This is a genomic window from Chryseobacterium sp. KACC 21268 (assembly GCA_028736075.1).
Taxonomy (GTDB): Bacteria; Bacteroidota; Bacteroidia; order Flavobacteriales; family Weeksellaceae; genus Epilithonimonas.
This window is the reverse complement of record CP117875.1, coordinates 1,611,444-1,628,471: the sequence shown is the minus strand read 5'-3', so window position 1 is coordinate 1,628,471 and position 17,028 is coordinate 1,611,444. Positions and strand designations below refer to the sequence as shown.

The window sequence follows — 17,028 nt, the reverse complement described above, 5'->3', positions numbered from 1 at the left end:
TCCTTTTCAAATTTTTCAGTAACTATTTCCTAAATTTGATGACATATAATTTTATTAGTCATTAATTTTTCGGAAATGAAATTAAAAGTTTTAGGTCTTCTATTTGCCAGTGTTTTTGTCGGTGCTCAAAATATTCAAAACAATCCTGGGAGCAATCACGGGAATAAGTTTGAACAACTCGGCACGATCCTTCCAACACCAAATACTTACAGGACGGCTTCTGGTGCGCCAGGAAATCAATATTGGCAACAACGTGCCGACTACGATATTTCCGCCTATTTGGATGAAGACAAAAGAAATCTTAAAGGTTCCGAAACGATCACCTATTATAATAATTCTCCCGACACTTTAGAATATCTTTGGCTTCAGCTGGATGAGAATCAGCAATCTTCTGTAAAAAATGCAGATTACCCTTCTTCCTCCACTCTACCCAAAGCAGCAAACATCGATAGATTAAAAACATCTGAACTTCCTGCAAAAGACGATGGCTACGGTGTAAATCTTGAAAAAGTGACCGACGCCAACGGTTCGCCGATCAAATATGTCGTGAACAAAACGATGATGAGGATCGACCTGGCAAAACCTTTGAAAGCTGGAGAGAAATTCACCTTCAAAGTGGACTGGAACTATAACATCCCGAACCGAATGGAAAAAGGCGGTCGTGGTGGTTATGAAAACTTCCCTGACGATGGCAATGACCTTTACACAATGACACAATGGTATCCGAGAATGTGCGTTTACAGCGATTTCCACGGTTGGCAAAACCATCAATTTACAGGTCGTGGCGAGTTCGCATTGGTTTTTGGAAACTTCAAAGTTTCTATGAATGTTCCAGCGGATCACATCATTGGCGGAACTGGTGTTTGTAAAAATTATGACCAAGTTTTGACTTCGGCTCAATTGGCAAGATACAAGCAAGCTGAAAATTCTAACGAACCGATTGAGATCGTAACACTTGATGAAGCTAAAAAAGCAGAAAAAAATAAATCCAAGGAAAGAAAAACCTGGAAATTCGAAGCGGAAAATGTGCGTGACTTTGCTTGGGGTTCATCAAGAAAATTTGTTTGGGACGGCATGAAAGTTTTGATCCCAGAAAACAACAATAAGGTAATGGCGATGAGTTTCTACGGAAAAGAAGCTTACGGACTTTACAGGAAATTCTCTACAAAAGCGGTGGCTCACACCATAAAAACCTATTCAGAATTCACGATTCCTTATCCATATCCGGTAGCACAATCTGTAGAAGCTTCCAACGGAATGGAATATCCGATGATCTGTTTTAATTATGGACGTACGGAGAAAGACGGAACTTATTCTGAAGCCATCAAAAACGGAATGTTGGGCGTGATCATCCACGAAGTTGGACACAACTTTTTCCCAATGATCATCAACTCAGACGAGAGACAATGGTCTTGGATGGATGAAGGTTTGAATACCTTTGTAGAATATTTGACCGAGGAAAAATGGGATAATAAATTCCCTTCGAAACGTGGACCAGCTTGGACGATTGTAGATTATATGAAACTTCCGAAAGACGAATTGGAACCGATTATGACCAACTCAGAAAACATCGCTCGTTTTGGACCAAACGCTTATTCCAAACCAGCAACTGGATTGAATATCCTTCGTGAAACCATTATGGGCAGAGAACTTTTTGATAAAGCCTTCAAAACCTACGCGCAAAGATGGGCATTCCGTCATCCAGAGCCTGCAGACCTTTTCCGAACAATGGAAGATGCGAGCGGCGAAGACCTGGATTGGTTTTGGAGAGGTTGGTTCTACAGCACAGATCCAGTAGATATAGCTATTGACAAAGTTTCTATCGCAACACCAGACTACGATGCAGCACCAAGAGAAGCAACGGAAGTAAAATATAAAACCGATGCGCCAGCGCTTAACGAGTTTGAAGATATCTCGAAAGTTAGAAACAGAGATGAGAAGATCAAATTCTATGTGGATGGCGACAAAGCCGTTCAGGATTTCTATTACAGATATGACCGAGGCGAGGAAAAAGTGGATACATCTAAAGAGTATACTTTAAAATCTCCAGCTTCCGAAAAACTGTCGGCTCAAGAAAAAACTCAAGGCATTAATAAAAACATCACTGCTTATCAAATCGATTTTACGAACAAAGGCGGATTGGTAATGCCGATCATTCTGGAATTTACCTTTGAAGATGGCTCCAAATTGAATGACAAGATCAATGTTCAAATCTGGAGATCTAATGAGCAGAAAGTTTCAAAAACTTACTATTTCGGTAAGAAAATTAAATCCATCCAATTGGATCCGATGAAAGAAACTGCAGACATTGACACTTCCAACAATTATTGGGCAGCAACTTCATCAACAGAAGCGCCTTCGAAATTCCAAGTTTTCAAACAGGCTCAAAGAGAGACCGCAAGAGGCGGCGCAAGCGGAAAAGTGAATCCAATGCAGGCCGCGGGGAAAAAGTAAATTTAGTTTTGCTGTAACTTTATAATATTCGGCACCACTTATTATTAAAAAATATGAGAACATTTCTTATCCTTTTAATAATTGGTAGTGCCAATTTTTTTTCTGCACAAAATCTGCTTTCACCTTCAAACATTAAAATTGATTCAAAATACATTCAGGAAGAATTATCAGAAGTTGGCTGGACAATGGAAAATGCAGGCGCTAAAATAGAAATCGGAAAAGTGACAACAGAATTTAAGAAATTAAACAAGAAAGACCTTTTGATAAGAACAACAGTCAAAATGAAGCAAGCTCCTGAGGCTTGGGTTGATTCTACGATTGTTAAAATCTCAGATTTCCAGCCAGTTTATCATTCGTCCTTTAATTCGATGAGAAATATGTCGCTTAGATTTAATAAAAATAAGGTGACAGGCTATTATTTGGATAAGAAAACTCAGAAAAAAGATTTGATTAATGAAGCTACAACTTCAGCCTATTTTGACAGTAATAGTTATCCGGCATTAATAAGATTTTTGCCTTTAAAAGAAAATTACACATCTGAAATTTCTATCTATGATTATAATCCAACAGCAAAAAAAGGTGTTATCAAAGCTTATATTGAAAAGGTTGAAAAAAGTGACTATAATGGAAAGGATGTTTGGATCGTGAATACTACGGATGATATTCAGGATAGAAAAACGGAAAGCGTTTATTACATTGATTCGGTTACAAGGAAAGTCATTAAACAAGAAATTAATGCTGGTGGAAGAAAGATGATAATTGAATAAATAGAGTAATTTGGTCATCAGTAAAAAACATTATGGACAAGTTTAAATTACCTCGATTAGAAAAGAAAAAACTTCGCAAGCAAATCTGGTTTTATCCTGCAGATGAAAAAGGAAACAGTTTGGTTGCTTTTCCTCATAAGTACAAAGCAGATTATGATGCGATGAATCAAGGAATCGTGCAAGATTTATTTGGGAGACAAACTCCAGAAGAAAAAGAAAATCGAAAGAAGGAACACGAAGAACTTGATAATGAAATCTATGTTTCGGATGAAGAATTACGAAAATACGTAGATGATATTTTTGCTAAGGAATATAGAAATTCGTCTTACAATATTTTATTAGAAGCAAAAAAAAATTCAAAAGCAAAAATTGGATATTTTAATTTCATCAATTCATATCAAAAATATTTGGAGGAGAATAGCTTTGGCAATGTTTGTTGTATGGCTGTAGATTATGCTAAACAATTATTAAAAACTTCCAGAAGTAAAAACAAAAAACATAAAACGCACAATAGCTAACCGCAAAAGTCATTCAAACCGAATGACTTTTTTTCTGCCAAAATTTCAGCATCAAGAATAAAACTCTGCCAAATAGAACATCCATCTTCCAACTTCCAACTTCCTTCATCATTGGCACATTCTTGGAGATGTAGGAATGAGAATAAATATTAAAAAATCAAATATAATTATGTCAGTAAATTTCAAACCATTAGCGGACAGAGTTTTGGTAGAACCAACACCTGCAGAAACTAAAACAGCATCAGGAATCATCATCCCAGACACTGCAAAAGAAAAACCTCAGGAAGGAACGGTTGTAGCAGTTGGTCCAGGAAAAGTAGATGAGCCAACCACTGTAAAAGTTGGTGACAAAGTGCTTTATGGAAAATATTCAGGAACAGAACTTAAGTTTGAAGGGAAAGATTATCTTATCGTGAAAGAGGGAGATCTACTTGGAATTATTGGGTAAAAAATTTGTAAAAAGTAAAATGTATTTACGTAAAATGATTTAAATTTTCGTGAATACAACATTCATTAATACATTGTACAAAGTACATTAATACAACAAAAAATGGCAAAAGAAATTAAATTCGATATTGAATCAAGAGACGCTTTGAAAAGAGGTGTTGACGCATTGGCAAATGCAGTTAAAGTAACTTTAGGACCAAAAGGTAGAAACGTTGTCATCGAAAAATCTTTCGGTGCACCACACGTTACCAAAGATGGTGTAACCGTTGCAAAAGAGATCGAACTGGAAGACAGAGTAGAAAATATGGGTGCTCAAATGGTGAAAGAAGTCGCTTCTAAAACCAATGACATCGCTGGAGATGGTACAACTACCGCTACAGTACTTGCTCAGGCTATCGTAAGAGAAGGTCTTAAAAACGTTGCTGCTGGTGCAAACCCAATGGACTTGAAAAGAGGAATCGACAAAGCTGTATTGGCTGTGGTTGAAAACCTTAAATCTCAGTCTCAGGAAGTGGGGAACAACTCAGAAAAAATCAAACAAGTTGCTTCTATCTCTGCAAACAATGATGATACAATCGGATCATTGATCGCTGAAGCTTTTGGAAAAGTTGGAAAAGAAGGTGTGATCACTGTTGAAGAAGCAAAAGGAACAGATACAACTGTAGATGTTGTAGAAGGAATGCAGTTTGACAGAGGTTTCCAATCTCCATATTTCGTGACCAATCCAGAAAAAATGGTGGTTGAACTAGAAAACCCTTACATCTTGTTGGTTGAGAAAAAGATCTCTTCGATGAAAGAATTATTGCCAGTTCTTGAGCCAGTTGCACAAGGTGGAAAATCTCTTTTGATCATTTCTGAAGAAGTTGAAGGAGAAGCTTTGGCAACTTTGGTAGTGAACAAATTGAGAGGTTCTCTTAAAATTGCTGCTGTGAAAGCACCAGGATTTGGTGACAGAAGAAAAGCAATGTTGGAAGATATCGCAATCTTGACAGGCGGAACCGTGATCTCGGAAGAAAGAGGTTTCAATATGGAAAACATTACCATCGATATGTTGGGAACTGCTGAGAAAGTAGTGATCGACAAAGACAATACTACCCTTGTAAACGGTGGTGGCGAGGAAGCTCAGATCAAAGGAAGAGTTTCTCAGATCAAAGCTCAGATGGAGACAACGACTTCTGACTATGACAGAGAAAAACTTCAGGAGAGATTGGCTAAATTGGCTGGTGGTGTTGCTGTACTTTACGTAGGTGCTGCTTCTGAAGTAGAAATGAAAGAGAAAAAAGACAGAGTTGATGATGCATTGCACGCAACTAGAGCTGCTGTTGAAGAAGGAATTGTTGCCGGTGGTGGTGTTGCTTTGGTAAGAGCGGTTGCTGCCCTTAACTTCGAAGGTTCAAATGCTGACGAAACGACTGGTATCAAGATCATCAAAAGAGCGATCGAAGAGCCGTTGAGACAGATTGTTACCAACGCTGGAGGCGAAGGTTCTGTGATCGTTGCAAAAGTAGCGGAAGGAACTGGAGATTTCGGTTACAACGCAAAAACTGACGAATACGTGAATATGCTTGAGGCTGGGATCATTGACCCAACTAAAGTAACGAGAGTTGCTTTGGAAAACGCAGCTTCTGTTTCTGGAATGCTATTGACAACTGAATGTGTGATCACTGAAGTGAAAAGCGCTGAGCCTGCAATGCCAATGGGCGGCGGGATGCCAGGAATGATGTAACAGTCAACGACAACTAAATATATAAAACCGTTCAGATTTTTTCTGAGCGGTTTTTTTATGAATTCTACTTTTTATTAAAATTAATATCAAATGATTCGGAAATTTTAAATGGTTTTTATATTTTTAATTCAAAATTAACAACCAATTAGATTTATGCTAATCCAAACCTCGGCAGACTTCAGGAAGAAAAGCAAAGCCGCTATTTTTTCCATCATCTCATTTATCATCGTTTACATTTTACTTTTCATTGCCGCCATTGCATTGACGGTTGCTTGCATCGCAGGAGGAATTTTCCTAATTGCCGCAAAGCCGATGTTTTTTACAGTGATGATCGGTCTTGGGCTGGCAATTTTTGGAATTTTGATCTTTTACTTTTTGATAAAATTTATTTTCAAAAAACACATCAACGACAGAAGTTACCTCACGGAAATCCAACAAAAAGACGAACCCGAACTTTTCGCAATGATAAACGAACTGGTAAAAGAAACAGGAACGGATTTTCCTAAAAAAGTCTATCTGAGCTACGATGTCAACGCAAGCGTTTTCTACGATTCCACGTTTTGGAGTATGTTTTTGCCAATCAAAAAGAATCTGACAATTGGAGTTGGACTCGTAAACGTTTGTACAAAACAGGAGCTGAAGGCGATTCTCGCACACGAGTTCGGACATTTTTCTCAAAGATCGATGAAAGTGGGAAGTTATGTTTACAATGTGAATCAGATTATTTTCAATTTGGTGAATGACGACGAATCCTACAGAAACACGATTCAAAGCTGGTCCAACGCAAGTGGATATTTCGCATTCTTTGCAGAATTAGCATTGAAATTCACATCAGGTATCCAGTGGATTCTTGCGAAGATGTATTCCTTTGTGAATATCAGGCATCTTGCACTTTCCAGGGAAATGGAGTTTCACGCAGATGAAGTTTCTGCCAATATCGCTGGATCATTGGCTTTGGAAGAATCGCTTTTGAGGCTGGACTTGGCAGATAATTCGTATAACAATGTCCTCAGTTTCTATGAAAATAAAATCAAGGAAAACAAAGCCAGCAAAAATATCTATAGAGAACAATCCTACGTGATGGGATTTTTGGCGAAGGAAAGCGATTTGGAAAACAAATATGATTTGCCAGTTGTAAAATTGGAAGAAGCAGGACTTTTCAACAAATCAAAATTGGTCATCGAGAATCAATGGGCGTCGCATCCGTCGACCGAGGAGAGAGTCAACCGCCTGAGACAATTGAATATTCAGAAAAATGCGGACAATCAGCCGGCAAAATTCCTTTTCAAAAATTTTGAAGAAACAGAAGAAAAGCTGACCACCAAATTGTTTTCGAATGTTCAATACGAAAGTGAAAAATCCAATTTGGAATTTGATCATTTCAAAGAAGAATTCGAAGCCAATTACAACAAAGATACTTTTGATAAAATTTTCAACAATTATTATGATAACAAAAATCCGGATAAATTTGATATTGAAAATGCTTCGCCAACCAATGAAAACCTAAGTTTTAACGAACTTTTTGGTAAAGATAAAATCGAGATCGCCTACAATCTGATCGCACTTCAAAATGATAAAAGTACCATCGAAGCGATTTCCAAAAAGGAATTGGACATCAAAACTTTTGACTACGATGGAACCAAATACAAAGCTTCCGACGCGAAAAAGCTGATTCCAACCTTGGAAAATGAAATCAAAAGTTTGGAAAAAGAAGTGACAGAAAACGACATCAACTTCTACCATTATTTCCTGAATCTTGCCAAAACCCAAAATCTGGAAACCGACTTTAGAAAAATCTATTCCGACTTTGCAGAGTGCGATGTGACTTACGAAAATCAATTCCAATTGTATTTGGATCTTAGCAACGCATTTGCCTTCGTGAGTGTGACGACACCTTTTGAACAGATTGCGAAAAATTTCAAAAACAACATTCCTCTAGAAGCCAAACTGAAAGAAGCATTGAAAAGCATTCTGAAAAATCCACTTCTTGAAAACGAAATCGACGAGCAAAACAGAAAGGATTTGGATTATTATGCGAATTATACGATGATCTATTTTAGCCACAACGAGTATTTTGACAAAAATCTGCAACAATTGTTTTTCGCCATCAATAGTTACCAATATTACATTGCAAGAAATTATTTCCTTCTGAAGAAAAGACTTTTGGATCAAATGTCCAGTTTGGAAAAAAGCAAAGTTCAATCTCAAGTTTCATAATTTTAAAAACCGTTCAATTTTCGTGAGCGGTTTTTTACTCTGACATAAAATGATAATTTTAGAATTATTATTGATTGAATTAAAAATAAAGATGAGCAAACGAAAAGTTTATTTTGTTTTGTTCGTTAATCAAAATTCATTGATCTAAATACTGACATTAATGAAAAACCTAAAAACCAAAACCATCTTCGCTTCCACAATTGCTTTGCTTGCTTGGTTTTGCGTGATCCTTCAGTTCTACATCACAGAAGGAACTTTTTCGAATGTACTGAGCTACTTTACAATTCTAAGCAATCTCTTGGTTGCGCTTAGTTTGACTTTTTCTACATTTCTCAATGGAACGAAACTGGGAAATTTTTTCGCCAGCCTTTCCGTCAAAACAGCGATCGCACTTTACATTTTCGTCGTCTTTGTTGTTTATAATATCATTTTGCGTGGCATTTGGAAACCCACCGGCTGGCAATTATTTTTGGATAATATGTTGCACGTCGTCATTCCGGTTTCATATATTTTGCACTGGATATTCTTTGTCAAAAAACAAAAATTGCGTTGGAAGCACGGATTTTTCTGGTTGATCTTTCCACTAATTTATTTGGTCTATTCTCTAATCCGTGGCGCCATCGTGCATTGGTACCCCTACCCTTTTTTGGATGCTCGGAAACTTGGATATGAGCAGGTCAGTATCAATATCGTGTTGATGCTTTTCGTATTTTTAGCCATCGGATCTGTGCTAATTGCTATTAATAACAAATTTGAAAAACATTAATTAATTTAAATTTCATCAAAATGAAAAAGAAAGATCTGGAAAAATACATTAAGAATATCGGTAATCCTAACGAATATTCTGACAGCAAATATCTCGTTTACGTCGAGCTTTACAAAGCGGATAAAAAGCTGAAGAAAATAATCTCTGAACATTGCAAAGTCATCAAAGAACTGGAATTTGGATATTTGTGTGAGGCCAACCTGCAGGCGATTCCGGAAATTACAAGATCATTGTCTCTGAAAAATCACGCGGTCTATCAGATTGTGAGATTGGTGAAACTTTCTTGATATTTAAAATTAATCTTAATGAAAAAGTGATTTTCAATATCTGAAAAAAGTCTTAAAAAACCAATATTCACAAATTAAAAATTACAATTTTTCTTTTTATAAAACCACCACAACTTCCAATATTCTAGCGTTTTGAGAGAAAATATTTAATCAAAACCACCAATCCAGCGTTTTCTGCAGTTGCGACTTTGGATATTTTTTGTTAATTTGAGATTTAAAATAAATCAAATTATGCCGAGAAGTACGAAAATTCTACTGTTATGCTGTCTGTCAATATTTTTATTTTCCTGTAAAGAAAACGAACGCGAAAAACAGCTGGACGCAAGGGAAAAACTCTTGTCTGAAAAGGAAAATGTCTTCTCCCAAAAAGAAGCAGAATTTGATGCGCTGTTGAAAATGCGAGACAGTCTATACGCAAAAAAAATAGATTCTGTAATGATCCCGACTTGGCCAGAATACATTCTTGGGAAGTGGACCGGAAAGGTGATCTGCACAGAATCCAACTGCTCCGACTACGTGATCGGTGACCAGAGAACGGACATCTGGGAATTCGTGAATGATTCTTTGCAAACTTCGGTCAATGTTTACAGCAAAAATAATTTGGTACGAACATACGCCGGAAAGCTGGAAAACAACGAGATCAAACTCAATTTCAAAACCGATTCTACTTCTTCCAAGCTGGTTGATATGAACATTCTGCTCAATGAGATCTCGCCCGAAAAGATTCGCGGAAAGAGAACAATCACTGTCAATAACAACTGTTCTGCTGTATTTTCTGTAGAATTGGTACGTCCAAAATAAAAAACACACAAATGCTTTTAAGTATTCACAACCTCAGTCTTCCATTAGAAGATCCCGTTCTGAAATTTTTGGTGGTTCTCATCATCATTCTCAGCGCGCCACTATTACTCAACAAAATCAAAGTTCCACATCTTCTCGGACTCATCATCGCAGGCGCCATCATTGGACCAAATGGTTTCAATGTTCTCTCGAGAGACAGCAGTATTGTGGTAACAGGCACAACCGGACTACTCTACATTATGTTTCTCGCCGGTCTGGAAATCGATATGGGCGACTTCAAAAAGAACAAATGGAAAAGTTTGACCTTTGGACTTTACACCTTCGTTGTTCCTTTTGTCCTCGGCTTTTTGGGCGGCTATTATATTTTAGGATTCTCGCTTTTGACGACCGTCCTTTTTGCCAGTCTTTTTTCATCACACACTTTGATCGCTTACCCGCTTGTCAGCAAGTTGGGCGTTGCGAAGAATCTCTCTGTAAACATCACCGTTGGTGGAACGATGATCACCGATGTGCTTGCCCTATTGGTTTTGGCGGTGGTCGTCGGAATGTCGCAGGGTGAAGTTGGGAGCGAATTTTGGATCAAGCTTTCCGTTTCGGTTTTAGCTTTCGGATTGGTGGTTTTATTAATATTTCCAATCATCGGCAGATGGTTTTTCAAGAAAGTGGATGATAAGATTTCGCAGTATATTTTTGTACTTGTAATGATCTACCTGGCCGCACTTTTGGCAGAATTAGCTGGCGTTGAAGCCATTATCGGCGCATTCTTGGCAGGATTGGCTTTGAATAGATTGATTCCACACACTTCATCATTGATGAATCGGGTCGAGTTTGTCGGGAACGCGATCTTCATTCCTTTCTTTTTGATCAGCGTTGGAATGTTGATCGATTTCAAAGTCTTTTTCAAAAGTTGGGAAACTTTGCAAGTCGCATCTGTAATGTTGGTGGCTTCCATTTTAGGAAAATATGTAGCGGCCGTTCTGACCCAGAAAACATTTCGATTGACAAAGCACGAAGGAAAATTGATTTTTGGATTAAGTTCCGCCTCGGCCGCTGCAACTCTGGCCGCAGTAATGGTTGGTTACAACATTATCCTTTCTGAAAACGAAGCTGGCGAACCTGTCAGATTATTGAACGAACACGTTTTGAATGGCAGTATTTTATTAATATTAATATCGTGTACCATTTCATCATTCATCTCAATGGCAAGCGCGGAAAAGATTGCAGAAGCTGAAAATGAAGACACACTCACCGGAAACAATCACGAGCAGGAAAATATCCTTTTGGCGCTTAATTATGAAGGAATGGTTGATAAGACCGTAAATCTTGGATTATTGGTTAAAAATCACGCGAACACAGAAAATATGTTCGGCCTGAATGTCATTAATGAAGATAAAAATGATTCCTCTATCAAAAACGCTGAGAAAATCCTGAGTTACGCCGTGAACACCGCTTCTGCAGCAGATGTCAAATTAAAGCCTCTGACACGCTACGACAACGATGTGATCAACGGAATCAATAACGTGGTGAAAGAGCAGAAGATCACGGACCTGATCATTGGTTTGGAAGATGAGAAAGGTTTCTCCGCGTCGTTTGCAGACAATCTTTACAATGGTTATCTGCAGAACAACGATATCAATATCTTCGTGTATCACGCCGCACAACCACTTTCTACAGTGAAACGATATTTGGTGATGATTCCGGAGAATGCACATATGGAATCTGGATTCTTCCATTCTCTGGCAAGAGTTTGGAACATTGGTAAAAATTCTGGCGCGGTGATCAGCTTCTATGCGCCTGAAAACATCATCAATGTCTTGAAGAAGATCATCAAGAAAGTCAATATCGAGGCAGATTTCATCATCACCGACTCTTGGGCAGATGCAGAGAAGAAAGCGGAAAAAATAAAGGACAATGAAGGATTGATCTTGATCCTGGCCAAACGTGGAATGACTTCGTACTTTCCAAAAATGAGATATATTCCGGATTTCCTCAACTCAAAACTTCCGAACAAGAATTATCTGCTCATCTATCCATACTCAAAGGTTGATGAAGAAAACACAGAAATCCGATCTGTAAGAAACCACGATGATTTTGTCGAGATTGGAAATATCATCAAGAAGATTTTCAGATAATATTTTAGAGAGACTAAAACAAACAAAAAAGCCATCCGAATCGGATGGCTTTTAAACTTTAAAATAAGTTGAATCTTAGTCGATAATTTCGTATTCGATTGCGATGGTACCTTTTCTGGTGTCGCCTATCGAATCAAATGCAGCTTTCGAGAGATCAAAGGCTCTAGATGAGTGGTATGGTCCTCTGTCGTTAACTCTAACTACAACACTTTTCCCAGAGATCAAATTTGTAATTTTTACTTCTGTCCCGAAAGGAAGTGTTTTATTCGCAGCGGTAAGTGCTTTGTTGCTGAAAATTTCCCCGCTTGCTGTTTTTCTACCGTTAAACTTATCGTGGTAGAACGATGCAAAACTTGTTTTGGCATCTGTGGCATAACTCTTGAAAGAATAAATACCAAGTGTTGAAATCATCATTATGACTACAAGAAGAATTCTTTTTATCATGTTGAATTTTTATTGGTTTTGACTCCGCAAAGATACCAGGAAAGCGTATCGCTACCTCACTTTCCAGCAAACACCGCACAATACGGGAGTTTTTCAAATTTCAAATCCTCTACAACAACCTACAGTAAGTCAACCACGAGATTTGTTAAAAAATGTTAATTTAATTCATATTTTGTTAATTAATTACAATGCAGCGACAAAACACGCAATACACAAATACTTAATTAACAACAACTTATATAAAATAAGGCAATTCACAACCAAATCAAAAATTATTTATTCAATAATTCTAAAGCTTTTTTAGCTAAAACAATTTAATATTTAATCCCGATAATGATTAATACAACTTGATATAACACATATTAATATCAAATTAATATTTATTTATATAAATAGCTATTAGCTCAACTTAGATTTAATATAAAAACCTAACTGTCAGTTATTTACATAAATTGATTCAAAATTTTAACAGAAAACAAAAAAGCCTTCAAAATATGAAGGCTTTTATTATTTAAAATTCAGTTTATACCAACTCTCCGTACAAGTCAAAATCTTCCGCAGAAGTAATCTTCACATTTGCAAACTCTCCAATGGAAATATAAACATCCTTTGCAGGAACCAAAACTGTATTATCAACATCTGGAGAATCGTACTCTGTTCTACCGACGAAATAATCACCTTCTTTTCTATCGAAGATACATTTAAATGTTTTGTCAATTTTCTCTTGATTTTTCTCCCAAGAGATTTGTTGCTGGATTTCCATAATCTGTTCTACTCGATTCTGCTTTTCTTCGTCAGAAATAATATCTTCTAAGACATAAGCAGTTGTATTTTCTTCGTGAGAATATGTGAAACAACCCAAACGGTCAAATCTCTGATCTCTGACCCACTGTTTCAACTCCTCAAACTTCTCTTCTGTCTCGCCCGGGAAACCAACGATCAAAGTGGTTCTGATCGCCATATCTGGAACTTTCTCACGGAACTTATCAAGAAGTGCATTTGTTTTTTCGAAAGTAGTTCCACGTTTCATCGCCTTTAAGAGTTCTGTATTGATGTGCTGAAGTGGAATATCAATGTAATTACAAATTTTCGGTTCTGTTCTAATGATGTCAAGAACATCTTCTGGGAAACCTGTTGGAAAAGCGTAATGAAGTCTGATCCACTCGATACCTTCTACTTTTATCAGTTCTTGAAGTAATTCTCCTAAAGCTCTTTTCTTATAGATATCAAGACCATAGAAAGTCAAATCCTGAGCGATGAGAATTAATTCCTTCACTCCTTTTTTCGCCAATTTCTGAGTTTCAATCACTAATTTTTCAATTGGCGTCGAAATATGATTTCCTCTCATCAATGGGATGGCGCAGAAAGAACAAGGTCTATCGCAACCTTCGGAAATCTTGAGGTAAGCGTAATGTTTTGGAGTAGTCGTCAATCTCTCGCCAACCAATTCGTGCTTGTAATCAGCGCCAAGGTGCTTCAATAGAATAGGCAGATCTCTTGTTCCGAAATATTGATCTACATCTGGAATCTCACGGATCAAATCTGGTTTGTATCTTTCGGAAAGACAACCTGTCACAAAAACTTTTTCTACAACACCTTGATTTTTCAGATCAACATATTCCAAAATGGTGTTGATACTTTCTTCTTTTGCATTATCAATAAATCCACAAGTATTGATCACCACAATATCGCCTTTTTCCTCGTGCACCACGCTTTTGCCATTGGCCTCCAGCTGCCCCATCAGAACTTCTGAGTCATAGACATTTTTGGAACATCCTAGAGTTACTATATTTATTTTTTTCTTACCTGTTGATTTCGTACGCATTAATAAAAATTTGAGGTTGCAAATTTAGTGATAAAAAAAAGAACCAAAATTTGGTTCTTTCTATTTAGACTGTGTTTAAACAAGCAGATTTAGTAAGCTTGTTCATCTCCTTTTATAATATTGTAAAATGTTAGGAAAACAATTTTCAAATCTAAAAAGAATGACCAATTTTGGATATACCAGATGTCTTTCTCGATTCTTTTTTCCATGTCTTTATCAGAAAAAATCTCTCCACGAGAACCCATTACCTGCGCCCAACCAGTGATACCCGGCTTTACAATATGCCTCAACATATATTTCTTTGTAATCTTAGAATACTGTTTGGTTTGCGAAAGCATGTGCGGCCTTGGACCTACAACAGACATATTGCCAATCAATACATTGATAAACTGTGGTAACTCATCAATACTTGTTTTGCGCATAAATTTACCAAACTTAGTAATCCTGCTGTCACCTTTTTTTGCAGTCGCAATGTCCGCATGTTTGTTTATGGCCATACTTCTGAACTTGATACAGCTAAAAGGTTCATTTTTGATCCCAGATCTCTTTTGTAGAAAAAAAACGGGACCTGCGCTTTCCAGTTTAATAATCAATGCAACGATAGGAATAAGCCAAGAGAGAACAAAAACAATGACAAAAAGAGAAAAAGCAATATCAAAAAATCTTTTAATGAATTGATTTTCAGAATTAGTCAGTGGTTCTGACATTAGTTTCAAAAATGGGACACCCTGTATCACATTAAGAGAATGAGGACCCATGTTGATGTACTTAAAATCCGGTACTATATAAATCCTAACCATCTTGTGATCTGCCAAATAAACAATCTCATGATAAAGCTGCTCATCTATAGAGTCATCGCACAGGATGATATTATCTATTTTTTCATTTTCTAGATCTACAAGGAGTTTATTAATATCTCCGAGATATTTACCTTTTTCAGTTGTATCTTCGAGAGAATAAAAACCACGGATCCCCATAGACGATCTAATCTCATCATTGGACAATATGGTTTTTGAAAAGTTATTTTTACCAATTAAAATAGTATTGACAGAACTTAATTCTCTGTTGATTTTGATTCTATATTTTTTCCTAATCAAAAATATCACAATCCTTCCCAAAACAAGCATCGAAGTCACAGATAGCAGATACTTCACAGTAAACCAAATACTTATTGACTTGGAATAGATTAATGTATTGTAAAAGAAAAAGAAAATGATAAATATGGAAAGCGCTTTGAATAACGAGCTGAATTGCTTTGCAGAATCTTTGTAGTAAGTATCTTCGTACAATTTCACTAATTTGGAAATAATGTACCAAGAAAAGTTAAGAATCAAAAGCTGAGTTTTATAATCTGGTTTGATAACAGAGATTTCCGAAGGACTAATGAAAAAATTAATCCCTAATAGAAAGAAAATATTGATTATTATATAATCTCCAAATACGAGGTACCTGGATAGTTTTTTTAGGAAATACAGAGGCATATTCTAAAATATGAAATATAATTTTTTAATTCCATCAGATAAATCTGGTTTTCAAATAGGTCATATAAATGTTATTCTCAAATATAACATTTATTTAACAATTTGATACAAATTTACTTTAAAAATTATGTTCTGAAAACTTCGTAAGTACTGCATCTTTTTCCGATAAAATAACGTCTTCCAATGGAAGTTGCCAATCGACATTGATGTCTTCATCGTTCCAAAGCACGCCACCTTCCGACTCTTTGTTGTAAAAATTATCACATTTGTATGCAAAAACTGCTGTATCACTCAAAACTGAGAATCCGTGACCAAAACCTCTCGGCACGTATAGTTGCAGCTTATTTTCAGGCGTTAGTTCTATCCCAAACCATTTTCCAAAAGTAGGAGAATCCTCTCTCAAATCCACAGCAACATCGAAGACTTTACCTTCCAGACAAGAAACTAATTTTGCCTGTGCATGCTCACCTTTTTGGAGATGAAGACCTCTTAAGACACCATAAGATGATTTTGAAATATTGTCTTGAACGAAGTGACCATTCAGTCCAGTGATTTCCTCAAATTTTTTCTCATTATATTTTTCAAAAAAGTATCCTCTATCATCCTCGAATACCGTTGGTTCAATAATATAGCAATCTTTAAGTGGTGTTTCTTTTATTTTCATACAATTTGTTTTCCTAATGTGGAGTCAAGTTTCTTCAGTTCCTGTTCGAATACGGATTTTTTGAGGGCAGAACTTGAAAATCTGTGATCTCTTTTGTTGTAAAAAATCTCTATCCCTTTTTCCTCACAGTACTCTTTGCCGGTAAACTTTTTATCTTTATAGTCACTTCCGATGATACGAACATCTATCACAAAGGATTGTAAGATATCCATCAAGTCTTCCTCTGTGTTATATGGAATGATTTCATCCACATCCTTGCATGCTTTTAGCTGGATGTAGCGCTCTACAATAGATTGAGATGGTTTATTTTTATTAGGGCGGTCAAATGTGGGATCCAACTTTAGTCCTACAATCAGATAGTCACAGACAGTTTTTGCTTCTTCGAGCATTTTGATGTGTCCTGCATGAAGTAAGTCAAAAGAAGAAAAGGTTATTCCAACTTTCTGTGTTTTCATAAATTTTAGTTTTCTGATTACAAAAATAGGAAAATATTTTGCAA

General features: G+C 36.6%; 15 protein-coding genes. 10 read left to right on the top strand and 5 right to left on the bottom strand.

Translation table 11 applies throughout. The features are described 5' to 3' along the window. Positions 1–75: 75 nt before the first annotated feature. The 10 genes from PQ459_07625 (at position 76) to PQ459_07580 (ending at position 12,115) form a co-directional block, all read left to right on the top strand. The gene (locus PQ459_07625; protein ID WDF48340.1) at positions 76–2,454 is read left to right on the top strand and encodes a M1 family aminopeptidase; all 2,379 of its coding nucleotides are present in this window, start codon (positions 76–78) and stop codon (positions 2,452–2,454) included. Positions 2,455–2,507: 53 nt separating this feature from the next. Next, a complete protein-coding gene (locus PQ459_07620) occupies positions 2,508–3,221 on the top strand; it encodes a hypothetical protein (GenBank protein ID WDF48339.1) in 714 nt (237 codons plus the stop codon). 32 nt (positions 3,222–3,253) lie between these two features. Then, positions 3,254–3,739: a hypothetical protein gene (locus PQ459_07615; GenBank protein ID WDF48338.1), complete on the top strand. Its 486-nt coding sequence runs from the start codon at positions 3,254–3,256 to the stop codon at positions 3,737–3,739. A 169-nt stretch (positions 3,740–3,908) separates the two neighbouring features. Further along, on the top strand, positions 3,909–4,187 hold the full coding sequence (locus tag PQ459_07610; protein ID WDF48337.1) for a co-chaperone GroES: 279 nt from the start codon (positions 3,909–3,911) through the stop codon (positions 4,185–4,187). A 102-nt stretch (positions 4,188–4,289) separates the two neighbouring features. Further along, entirely contained in the window at positions 4,290–5,912 is a 1,623-nt protein-coding gene (gene groL / locus PQ459_07605) for a chaperonin GroEL (GenBank protein WDF48336.1), read from the top strand. A 153-nt stretch (positions 5,913–6,065) separates the two neighbouring features. After that, positions 6,066–8,129: a M48 family metallopeptidase gene (locus PQ459_07600; protein ID WDF48335.1), complete on the top strand. Its 2,064-nt coding sequence runs from the start codon at positions 6,066–6,068 to the stop codon at positions 8,127–8,129. Between the two features lie 160 nt (positions 8,130–8,289). Continuing rightward, complete coding sequence (locus PQ459_07595) at positions 8,290–8,895, top strand: Pr6Pr family membrane protein (protein WDF48334.1); 606 nt, start codon at positions 8,290–8,292, stop codon at positions 8,893–8,895. Between the two features lie 20 nt (positions 8,896–8,915). Next, a complete protein-coding gene (locus PQ459_07590; protein ID WDF48333.1) occupies positions 8,916–9,182 on the top strand; it encodes a hypothetical protein in 267 nt (88 codons plus the stop codon). 231 nt (positions 9,183–9,413) lie between these two features. Beyond that, on the top strand, positions 9,414–9,983 hold the full coding sequence (locus PQ459_07585; protein ID WDF48332.1) for a hypothetical protein: 570 nt from the start codon (positions 9,414–9,416) through the stop codon (positions 9,981–9,983). An 11-nt stretch (positions 9,984–9,994) separates the two neighbouring features. Continuing rightward, positions 9,995–12,115: a cation:proton antiporter gene (locus PQ459_07580; GenBank protein WDF48331.1), complete on the top strand. Its 2,121-nt coding sequence runs from the start codon at positions 9,995–9,997 to the stop codon at positions 12,113–12,115. 75 nt (positions 12,116–12,190) lie between these two features. Here the strand turns inward: PQ459_07580 and PQ459_07575 are convergent, their stop codons facing one another. The 5 genes from PQ459_07575 to PQ459_07555 form a co-directional block, all read right to left on the bottom strand. Then, complete coding sequence (locus tag PQ459_07575) at positions 12,191–12,559, bottom strand: septal ring lytic transglycosylase RlpA family protein (protein WDF48330.1); 369 nt, start codon at positions 12,557–12,559, stop codon at positions 12,191–12,193. Between the two features lie 523 nt (positions 12,560–13,082). After that, entirely contained in the window at positions 13,083–14,384 is a 1,302-nt protein-coding gene (gene rimO, locus PQ459_07570) for a 30S ribosomal protein S12 methylthiotransferase RimO (GenBank protein ID WDF48329.1), read from the bottom strand. Between the two features lie 89 nt (positions 14,385–14,473). Beyond that, positions 14,474–15,865, bottom strand: a complete 1,392-nt coding sequence (locus PQ459_07565; GenBank protein ID WDF48328.1) for an exopolysaccharide biosynthesis polyprenyl glycosylphosphotransferase — start codon at positions 15,863–15,865, stop codon at positions 14,474–14,476. A 118-nt stretch (positions 15,866–15,983) separates the two neighbouring features. After that, positions 15,984–16,529, bottom strand: a complete 546-nt coding sequence (gene rfbC / locus PQ459_07560) for a dTDP-4-dehydrorhamnose 3,5-epimerase (GenBank protein ID WDF48327.1) — start codon at positions 16,527–16,529, stop codon at positions 15,984–15,986. After that, positions 16,526–16,984 (bottom strand): adenylyltransferase/cytidyltransferase family protein, encoded by a 459-nt coding sequence (locus PQ459_07555; protein ID WDF48326.1) that lies wholly within the window; start codon positions 16,982–16,984, stop codon positions 16,526–16,528. The genes rfbC and PQ459_07555 overlap by 4 nt, the downstream gene beginning before the upstream one ends. Between the last annotated feature and the right edge of the window lie 44 nt (positions 16,985–17,028).

What these genes read in the sequence shown, in the direction of transcription:
- PQ459_07625 (WDF48340.1), top strand. Translation starts at nt 76, where the DNA reads ATGAAATTAAAAGTTTTAGGTCTTCTATTTGCCAGTGTTTTTGTCGGT.
- rimO (WDF48329.1), bottom strand. Translation starts at nt 14,384, where the DNA reads ATGCGTACGAAATCAACAGGTAAGAAAAAAATAAATATAGTAACTCTA.
- PQ459_07610 (WDF48337.1), top strand. Translation starts at nt 3,909, where the DNA reads ATGTCAGTAAATTTCAAACCATTAGCGGACAGAGTTTTGGTAGAACCA.
- PQ459_07585 (WDF48332.1), top strand. Translation starts at nt 9,414, where the DNA reads ATGCCGAGAAGTACGAAAATTCTACTGTTATGCTGTCTGTCAATATTT.
- PQ459_07555 (WDF48326.1), bottom strand. Translation starts at nt 16,984, where the DNA reads ATGAAAACACAGAAAGTTGGAATAACCTTTTCTTCTTTTGACTTACTT.
- PQ459_07580 (WDF48331.1), top strand. Translation starts at nt 9,995, where the DNA reads ATGCTTTTAAGTATTCACAACCTCAGTCTTCCATTAGAAGATCCCGTT.
- PQ459_07620 (WDF48339.1), top strand. Translation starts at nt 2,508, where the DNA reads ATGAGAACATTTCTTATCCTTTTAATAATTGGTAGTGCCAATTTTTTT.
- PQ459_07565 (WDF48328.1), bottom strand. Translation starts at nt 15,865, where the DNA reads ATGCCTCTGTATTTCCTAAAAAAACTATCCAGGTACCTCGTATTTGGA.
- groL (WDF48336.1), top strand. Translation starts at nt 4,290, where the DNA reads ATGGCAAAAGAAATTAAATTCGATATTGAATCAAGAGACGCTTTGAAA.
- PQ459_07615 (WDF48338.1), top strand. Translation starts at nt 3,254, where the DNA reads ATGGACAAGTTTAAATTACCTCGATTAGAAAAGAAAAAACTTCGCAAG.
- PQ459_07600 (WDF48335.1), top strand. Translation starts at nt 6,066, where the DNA reads ATGCTAATCCAAACCTCGGCAGACTTCAGGAAGAAAAGCAAAGCCGCT.
- rfbC (WDF48327.1), bottom strand. Translation starts at nt 16,529, where the DNA reads ATGAAAATAAAAGAAACACCACTTAAAGATTGCTATATTATTGAACCA.
- PQ459_07590 (WDF48333.1), top strand. Translation starts at nt 8,916, where the DNA reads ATGAAAAAGAAAGATCTGGAAAAATACATTAAGAATATCGGTAATCCT.
- PQ459_07595 (WDF48334.1), top strand. Translation starts at nt 8,290, where the DNA reads ATGAAAAACCTAAAAACCAAAACCATCTTCGCTTCCACAATTGCTTTG.
- PQ459_07575 (WDF48330.1), bottom strand. Translation starts at nt 12,559, where the DNA reads ATGATAAAAAGAATTCTTCTTGTAGTCATAATGATGATTTCAACACTT.